Origin of the sequence: uncultured Granulicatella sp., from assembly GCF_938030755.1 — a bacterium.
In the GTDB taxonomy this organism is placed as follows: Bacteria; Bacillota; Bacilli; order Lactobacillales; family Aerococcaceae; genus Granulicatella.
Genome location: NZ_CALHIF010000076.1, coordinates 26,609 through 35,381 on the forward strand (window position 1 = coordinate 26,609; position 8,773 = coordinate 35,381).

General features: G+C 37.6%; 9 protein-coding genes and 1 other annotated feature (1 of these 10 only partly in view). Of the genes, 8 read left to right on the forward strand and 1 reads right to left on the reverse strand.

Annotated features, from left to right (window positions below):
- Nucleotides 1-75 (forward strand) — a binding site (T-box leader); it begins 169 nt to the left of the window's first position.
- A 54-nt stretch (nucleotides 76-129) separates the two neighbouring features.
- From Q0594_RS07995 to dltC, 8 genes are all read left to right on the forward strand, one after another.
- Nucleotides 130-1,176 (forward strand): ATP-binding cassette domain-containing protein, encoded by a 1,047-nt coding sequence (locus Q0594_RS07995; RefSeq protein ID WP_298731080.1) that lies wholly within the window; start codon nucleotides 130-132, stop codon nucleotides 1,174-1,176.
- Nucleotide 1,177: 1 nt separating this feature from the next.
- Nucleotides 1,178-1,873: a methionine ABC transporter permease gene (locus tag Q0594_RS08000; RefSeq protein WP_298731082.1), complete on the forward strand. Its 696-nt coding sequence runs from the start codon at nucleotides 1,178-1,180 to the stop codon at nucleotides 1,871-1,873.
- A gap of 544 nt (nucleotides 1,874-2,417) precedes the next feature.
- Nucleotides 2,418-3,281, forward strand: coding sequence for a MetQ/NlpA family ABC transporter substrate-binding protein (locus tag Q0594_RS08005; protein ID WP_298731084.1), 864 nt, complete (start codon nucleotides 2,418-2,420; stop codon nucleotides 3,279-3,281).
- A 235-nt stretch (nucleotides 3,282-3,516) separates the two neighbouring features.
- On the forward strand, nucleotides 3,517-4,683 hold the full coding sequence (locus tag Q0594_RS08010) for an amidohydrolase (protein ID WP_298731085.1): 1,167 nt from the start codon (nucleotides 3,517-3,519) through the stop codon (nucleotides 4,681-4,683).
- 54 nt (nucleotides 4,684-4,737) lie between these two features.
- Nucleotides 4,738-4,902, forward strand: coding sequence for an IS3 family transposase (locus tag Q0594_RS08480; protein ID WP_366518792.1), 165 nt, complete (start codon nucleotides 4,738-4,740; stop codon nucleotides 4,900-4,902).
- Nucleotides 4,903-5,354: 452 nt separating this feature from the next.
- Nucleotides 5,355-6,833, forward strand: coding sequence for a D-alanine--poly(phosphoribitol) ligase subunit DltA (gene dltA, locus Q0594_RS08015; RefSeq protein WP_298731086.1), 1,479 nt, complete (start codon nucleotides 5,355-5,357; stop codon nucleotides 6,831-6,833).
- Between the two features lie 3 nt (nucleotides 6,834-6,836).
- Nucleotides 6,837-7,988, forward strand: a complete 1,152-nt coding sequence (gene dltB, locus Q0594_RS08020; protein ID WP_298731087.1) for a D-alanyl-lipoteichoic acid biosynthesis protein DltB — start codon at nucleotides 6,837-6,839, stop codon at nucleotides 7,986-7,988.
- A 17-nt stretch (nucleotides 7,989-8,005) separates the two neighbouring features.
- Nucleotides 8,006-8,236: a D-alanine--poly(phosphoribitol) ligase subunit DltC gene (dltC, locus tag Q0594_RS08025; RefSeq protein WP_005607505.1), complete on the forward strand. Its 231-nt coding sequence runs from the start codon at nucleotides 8,006-8,008 to the stop codon at nucleotides 8,234-8,236.
- 51 nt (nucleotides 8,237-8,287) lie between these two features.
- On the opposite strand, the gene Q0594_RS08030 is transcribed toward dltC, so the two are convergent.
- On the reverse strand, nucleotides 8,288-8,773 hold a 486-nt coding region (locus tag Q0594_RS08030; RefSeq protein ID WP_298731089.1), incomplete at its 5' end, for a CapA family protein.

The following is an 8,773-nucleotide window of genomic DNA, read 5'->3' on the forward strand; positions in this document are numbered from 1 at the left end:
TTAACAGATGGAGATAGGATTTGTGAGAATGCTATGAACAAAGGTGGTAACACGGGAATCGGACTCGTCCTTTGCTAACTTCTGTTAGTAGAAGGGCGATTTTTGTTTGCTTAAAAGAAAGGAGAACACATGATTAAATTAGAGAATATTGACGTGACTTTTAAACAAGGTGTAAAAGTAGTCAATGCAGTAAAAAATGTATCTTTGCATGTGGAGCCAGGAGATATTTATGGGATTATCGGATATAGTGGTGCTGGTAAAAGTACGCTAGTGCGAACGATTAATCTTCTCCAACGCCCTTCCAAAGGGAATGTGGTGGTAAACGGTGTTGATTTACTACAGTTGAAACCAAAAGGACTACGTGCAGCTCGTAAGAAAATTGGGATGATTTTCCAACATTTCAATTTGATGAATACTTTATCAGTATTTGATAATGTGGTTTTTCCATTAAAAAAATCAGGGAAAACCAAATCAGAAATTGAAGAAAAAGTATTATCCCTATTAGAATTAGTAGGGTTAGAAGATAAGGTGAATAGTTATCCTCGTCAGCTATCTGGGGGGCAAAAGCAACGTGTCGCGATTGCCAGAGCGTTAGCCAATGACCCAGATGTATTGCTTTGTGATGAAGCTACAAGTGCGCTAGATCCAAAAACGACGTATTCGATTTTAGAATTATTGCAGAAAGTAAATGTACAATTAGGTATTACAATCGTAATTATCACGCACGAAATGCAGGTTGTAAAAGAAATTTGTAATAAAGTAGCGGTCATGGAAGAGGGCGAAGTGATTGAACAAGGAAGCGTTCTTGAAATCTTTACAAACCCGGAACGTGATTTAACAAAAGACTTCATCGATACAGCAACTCATATTAACCAAGGAATTGAAACAGTGCTTTCGCATGAACAGTTATTGAATCTACAAGAAGGCGACTACTTAGTGAAGATATCTTTTGTAGGAGCTTCGACAGGAGAGCCATTAATTACAAAACTATCGACTCAATTCCAAGTGGCAGCCAACATCTTGTTTGCCAATGTTGAAATTATTCAGGATACCCCAGTAGGAACGCTATTAGTGGGACTCTCTGGAGAAAAATCAGGTATCGAAAATGCACTTTCTTACATCAAAGAACAAGGCGTTTCTGTTGATGTCCTAGAAGAGTCAAAGGGAGGTGCTTAAGATGAATGTATTAGCATTGATAGATTTTCAATCATGGTTTCCAAATATTAATGCCCAGGTTTGGGAAGAAATTCTAAAAGCTACGATGGATACATTAATAATGGTAGGAATATCTGGTTTAATTGCTGGGGTTTTAGGGATTGCCTTAGGTGTGACATTAGTAGTGACACGTGAGGGGAATATCCTTGGAAACAAATTTGTCTATTTAATACTAGATAAAATTGTAAATATTTTCCGTTCGATACCATTTATTATTTTAGCGATGTTATTAATTCCATTCACTCGCTTTATTATAGGAACAACCATTGGTATTCCAGGGGCAATCGTCCCTCTAGTCGTCGCGACTGTACCATTCTTCTCTCGTCAAGTGCAACTAGCCTTAACTGAAGTAGATAAAGGGGTTATTGAAGCTAGCGTTGCGATGGGATGTACACCACTTGAAATTATTTTCAGAGTGTACTTAAAAGAAGGGCTACCGAGCTTAATTCGTGCGGGGTCATTAACAATCATCAGCTTAATCGGATTAACGACTATGGCAGGAGCTTTTGGTGCCGGTGGAATCGGGAACGTAGCTATTTCCAGAGGATACAATCGATTCCAAGGAGATGTTATCGTCGTATCGACATTTATCATGCTCGTCGTAGTATTTATCACCCAAGCAATCGGTGACTATTTAGAGAAAAAAGCCACGAAATAACAGGATGTGAGGAAAAGCGGTTAGAAACGAATCACTGGACCGAAACGCCGGAAGGAACGTGAAACGTTCTGCGGACGTTTCGGGAAGTGGACGTCGTTTCTGCTTTTCCGAACTCAACTACAACAGGATGTGAGGAAAGGCGCTTATAGGCGATGACGGTTCGCAGTTTAGCCGTAAGCGGTCTGTAAGACCGTGCGGACTAAACTCGAAAGGCTTGAGCCTATGCCTTTCCGAACTCAACTACACAGGATGTGAGGGTGAGTGGTCAGCTTTCGACCCTTTACCGAAATTAACGCAAGCGTCCAATAAGGACGTGCGGATAATTGTCGGAAAGGAACGCGAAAGCTACGAGCCTGAACTCAACTACACAGGATGTGAGCAATCGCGTTCAGAAATGGAACGTTGGACCGAAACACCGGAAGGAACGTGAAACGTTCTGCGGATGTTTCGGGAAACGCACGCCATTTCTGCGATTGCGAGCTCAACTACAGGATGCGACCAATCGCACCCAAAAAAATAAACTAACTCAAAAGGGGAAAATAAAATGAACATTAAAAAATTATTCGTAGCTGCAGCGGCAGCATTAACTTTAGCAGCATGTGGAGCTGCTAAATCATCAAATTCAGGAAACTCAGCTTCATCAGAAGCTAAGCAAGAAAACAAACACGTTAAAATCGGGGTTAACGCAGGTAACCACGAAGTTTGGGATGATATCATCGCTCGCTTGAAAGAAAAAGAAGGTATTGAAGTAGAATTAGTAGAATTTACTGACTACGTACAACCTAACCAAGCGTTAGAAAATGGAAATGTTGACTTGAACGCTTTCCAAACAATCATTTATTTAGAGCGTTTCAACAAAGAACAAGGAACACACATCAAACCAATCGGCTACACTGTAATTGCTCCAATGGGTGTTTACTCTAAAAAAATTAAAAACGTAAGTGAATTAAAAGATGGCGATACAATTGCTATTCCTGAAGATACTTCAAACAACTCACGTGCATTACGTTTACTACACGCTGCTGGTGTTATTAAATTAAAAGATCCTAACAACACTTTAGCAACTAAAGATGATATCGTTGAAAATCCTAAAAACATCCAAATCAAAGAATTACCAGCTGGACAAACAGCTCGTGCTTTAGATGATGTTGCTGCTTCATTAATCAATAACGGTTTCGCTGTTGAAGCTGGGTTCCAACCAACGAAAGATGCTATCTTCATTGAACAAATTACTGATTCTTCACAACCTTACTACAACGTAATCGCTGCTAAAGAAGGTAACGAAAACAACGAAGTTTATAAAAAAGTTGTAGAATACTACCAATCACCTGAAACAGCTAAGAAAATTGAAGAAGTAACAAAAGGTGCTAGCGTACCAGTTTGGGAAAAAGCTAAATTAAACAACTAGGATGCGAGAAAAGGCCTTAAGAAACGAATCACTGGAGACAAATAACGCAAAGGACTGCTTGCAGTCGTGCGGATATTTGTCGAAGTGGACGTCGTTTCTGCCTTTTCGAACTCAACTATTAAGTTGCAAGAAAAGCAAAATGTAACTTATATGTTACATTTCGAAAAATAAAATGAGAGAGAGGCGTGCTTAGCATGCCTCTTTATTCAATATTCAATGAAAGAAGGAAAATAAAATGAGTGGTATTCAAGAAAAAGCGTCTAAATTACAAGAGTATCTCGTAAAAACAAGAAGATATTTACATGAGAATCCTGAATCAAGTTTGAAAGAATTTGAGACCGCAGCTTTTATACAAAAGGAACTTACTTCATTTGGGGTACCGTTTGAAAAAGTTGGGGAGACAGGCACTTTAGCTATTATCAAAGGTGGTAAAGGAGACGGAAGAACAGTGTTGCTTCGTGCCGATATAGATGCTTTAGAACTTCCTGATTGCACCGGAAAACCTTATGCTTCAAAACGTCCAGGATTGAACCATGCTTGTGGACATGATGCGCATACAGCAATGGGGCTAGGAACAGCTAAATTATTAAACGACATCAAAGACACCTTTTCTGGAATGGTAAAGATTGCCTTTCAACCGGCTGAAGAAATTGGCGCAGGAGCAAAACAATTCGTGGGGTCAGGTCGAATCGATGATATTGATGAGTCATTTGCGATTCATGTGAATTCGAGTTTACCAGTTGGTACGTTTGCCGTTCAAGGAGGCCCTGTAAATGCTTCATGTGATATTTTTAAAATTAAAATTACTGGTAAAAGTGCTCATGTAGGCCGTCCACATTTAGGTCATGATGCTTTAGTGACGGCGAGTGAGACAGTGGTTGCACTTCAAACAATCGTTGCAAGAGAAATAAATCCAGGAGATCGTGCGGTTGTTGGGATTGGGAAACTAAATGCAGGAACTCGTTATAATATCGTTGCGAATGATGCTGAACTGGAAGGGACTATTCGGGCGTTCAGTCATGAGACGAGAGCGCATTTAAAAGAGGCCGTTACACGTATTGCGCGTGGAGTAGCCGAAATCAATCGCTGCGAATTTGAAATTGATTGGTATGATGCTGCTGCACCTGTGATTAATACTCCAGAATTGGCGTTGGAATTTCAAAAAGCGGTCTCAGAAGTAGAAGGAATTCATCAAGTTCTGAAGGAATACGATATGTCTATGGGAGCGGATGATTTTGCAGATTATCTAGTTGATAAACCAGGTGTCTATGGTCTTTTAGGGTCTAGTTCAAGTGAAGACACCTCATTTGGACATCATCATGAAAAATTTGATATCGATGAGAGTATCCTGTCTGTAGGTGTTTCTTGTGAGGTAAATTTCATTTTACAACGGTTGTCCTAAGAGTAATCAAAGGTTCGATTGGAATAGTTTGTAAAGAACAGGAGTAGTTTTCATATAGAGGCAGAAATAAAAGAATCCGTAGAAAATTACATCAAATATTATAATGAAAAACGAATCCAACAAAAATTGGGCACCTGTCTCCGGTTGAATACCGGAGACGGTAGCCCTAGGGTGTTTTTATTAAATTTTCACTTTTGGGGGTCAGTCTCCATTAACTAGAAATTTTAATCTTTGGGAGGTTAAACTAATTTTAGAAATAGTTAAATTTAATATTTCATCACTTTTTCAAATGATGTTGAAATATAAAGAAAGAAATTAGGCAGCGAAAGTTGCTTAATTCCTTTTTGCCTTTTGATAAAAGAGTTATTCTTATATAGTTCCGATTTCAACATGGATATCTGCTTATATATGAGTTTCTTTTTGTTAAGTCTATAACCTCAAAGATATATTGTAAAGTTTTATAAAAAAGAAAAACTGTCCCCTACTAATTATTTTGTGGGGAGTCATGATGAATTGAAAACACAGGGATTTTAAAATGTTAAAAATCTATAATTTTTACCAAAATTTCATATGAAACTATATTCCAATATGCTATAATCCTTTTTGTAATGAAAACAAGGGCAATTGTTTTTCAGAAAGAGAATTTGAAAAGGTGTTCAAGGGAGAAAAAGATGGCACGTTTATTAGAACAATTAGAGAAAAATACACAACTCGATAAAGTGATTTATAAGCACGACTTAATGCCAGAAGAAGAGCTAACAGCTGAACAAGTATGGGAGTACTCTGATAAGTTGGCATTTTATTTAAATGAAACTTATAAAGAGGATAAATCTCCAATTGTGGTTTATGGTCATAAGCATCCTTTTATGATCGTGTACTTCTTAGCTTGTGTTAAATCTGGAAGAGCATTCTGTCCGGTGGATGTCAACACCCCAATGGATCGTGTGAGAGACATTGTTGCAACCGTAAAGAGTCCAATCGTTTTAGTGAGTGAGGAGATTGAACTTACTACTTCTATATTGACAGTAGATGAGGCTAAAAAAATTATTACCCAAACTAAAGAACGTGTTTCTAAGGAAGGTTATGTGAAGGATGAAGATATTTTTTATATTATTTTCACTTCCGGAAGTACAGGAAAGCCTAAAGGAGTCTCTATTACATATGCAAACTTAAATCACTTCTTAGATTGGTATACAGCTTATTATGATGGAAAAGGACCTCAAGTCTTCTTAGGACACCCACCATTTTCTTTTGATTTATCAGTGATGTCTTTATGGCCAGCATTGTATATGCATATTCCGTTAATCCAGATTGATAAGCAACACTTACAAGATTTTAAAGTGTTGTTCAAAACTTTAGAAGAATCAAAAGCGACTGTTTGGATTTCTACACCGTCTTTTGCGGAAATGTGTTTAGCGGATCCAAGTTTTAATGAAGACTTGCTCCCTGAACTAGAACAATTCGTTTTCTGTGGAGAAAAATTATTCAGTTCTACAGTAGAAAAATTAATGGAACGATTCCCAAAAGCAGAAGTCGTAAATACTTATGGACCGACAGAATCTACAGTAATGGTCACATGGATGCCACTTACAAAGGAATTAGTGGAACGTTATCCTGATAACTTGCCAGTAGGAGTTGTTAAACCAGGAACGACAGTTTTGATTGATGGGGAAAATAGCGGAGAGATTATTATCTACGGCAATACAGTTGCGAAAGGATACTACGAAAATCCTGAAATGAATCAGAAGCATTTCTTTGAGGTGGATGGCCAACGTGCTTATCGAACAGGAGATGTTGGACATTTCGAAGGAGAGTTATTATTCTGCGAAGGACGGATTGATTTCCAAATTAAATTACATGGTCATCGGATTGAATTAGAAGATATTGATAATAATCTATTGAAAAATCCAAAAATTCGTCAAGCGGCTACCGTGCCTTCTTTTGCAGATGGCAAGGTGAAGTCTATTACGTCGTTTGTAGTCTATAACGAACCGATTGAAAAACGTTTTGAAACGGTTAAATTAGTCAAAAAAGAATTAGCGCAGCATGTGCCGGAATATATGATTCCAAAGAAAGTCGTATTTTTAGATGAAATGCCGTTAAACAATAATGGGAAGATTGATAAAAAACAATTAAAGGAGCTTGTGTAGTCGATGCATTATTTTGAAGGCCTATCCTTCTTTATGACACTGGGATTCATTCTTATAATAGCGTTCATAATGAATGTCTTTCAAAAATCTACTTACTATCTATCGTTAGTATTCTCTACGTTGATGGTTTATTTCGTTTTCGCAGAAAATCCTATGCATCTTGGCTCTATCATAGGTTATGTTTTAGTAGGTTATATACTGATGCATCTGAGTGTGAAGTTCAAAGAGCATAAGAAAACAATGCTTCTGATGGTTTTTCTTGCAGGACTACCACTTGTTTTAGTTAAAGTTCTCGCTGCATTTAAGATTTCGGGGCTTGGTTTCTTAGGTATTTCCTATATGACTTTTAAGTTAATCCAAATCATTATTGAAATTTATGATGGGTTAATTGAAAAACCAATGGGGCCGCTAGATTACGTGCACTTCCTATTGTTCTTCCCTGCGCTAAGTTCAGGACCGATTGATCGCAGCCGCAGATTTATAGAGGATTGGAAAAAGCAACGAACAAAGGATGAGTATTTAGATTTAGCGGGAACAGGTCTTTTTAGACTGGTTCTTGGACTATTTTATAAGCTTGTAATTTCTGGAATGGTGTTTCAACAAATGACATCCATTCGATATAAAGATTTTTCTTTCTTTGTTATTTATATGTATTTATACACCGCGTACTTATTCTTTGATTTTGCAGGGTATAGTTTGATGGCAGTGGGTGCAAGTAATATTCTTTGGATTGAAACACCAATGAACTTTAATATTCCGTTTATTAGTGTGGATATTAAAGATTTTTGGAATCGTTGGCACATTACTTTATCTACTTGGTTGAGAGATTTCGTTTTCTCTCGTATCGTCATGAGATTCATGCGTAAAAAAATCTTCAAAAAACGCTTGACGACGGCTATGGTTGCTTATATGATAAACATGACTTTTATGGGATTTTGGCACGGAATCACATTAAACTATATCGCTTATGGATTTTATCATGGAGTTTTGATGGCATCTTTCGAATGGTATCAGAAAAAATCTAAGTTTTATAAGAAAAATAAGAACAAGACATGGTATAAAGTGGTTAGCTGGATAATAACGATGCACTTAGTCATGTTTGGCTTCTTGATTTTTTCAGGAAAAATAACTGAGTGGGTTCATAAACTAATTTAAGAAAGTAGGAAAATAATATGGAAGAAAGAATTTTAGAAATTTTAGAAGAAATTTGTGAAGATGAAGTCGTATACGAAGATAAAGACATCAACTTAAAAGAAGAAGGGCTGATGGATTCGTTAGCATTCGTTGAACTTCTTGTTCGCTTAGAAGAGTTCGGTATCGAAGTGGCTCCAACAGAAGTAACTTACGAAGAAATCGATACTCCAAATAAAATTATTAAATACGTTTCAGAACGTGTTGCTTAATTTAAAATCGTAAAAGGCGCTTCCCGTAATAGGAGGCGCCTTTTTGCGTACTTAAAATTTAATGTTTAAAAGTTCGTTTACTTGAGTATAAGCAGATTGAATTCGCTCAAGTGTTTCTTTATCGACGGTATGTTCTAGAGGTCCGCCTGGCATATAGTTTTCAGCAAGAAAGACTTGATAGTCATATGCAGGAGCACCCATAAAACTGCGGTCGATTTCGGTCCGTGAAACCCAAGTTGGATGAGCCTTAACACTTGTGAGTGTTGTCTTTCCGTTTTCTTTTTCAATCGTGATGTCCATAATCACGCCACGCTCGGTCCAAATGTTTTCCAAGGTTTCGACGCGTTGGTTAGAAAGGAGATTTCCCATCGAGTAGATGATGAATTTCTTTTCACCATCTTTTGTGATGGTTTCGGTCGGTTCAATTACGTGTGGATGTCCGCCGAAAACGACATCGGCACCCCATTCGATCATTTGGTGATACGTATCAATTTGCCCTTGTGTTGGATGAAGGTGGTATTCTTCTCCCATTTGTGG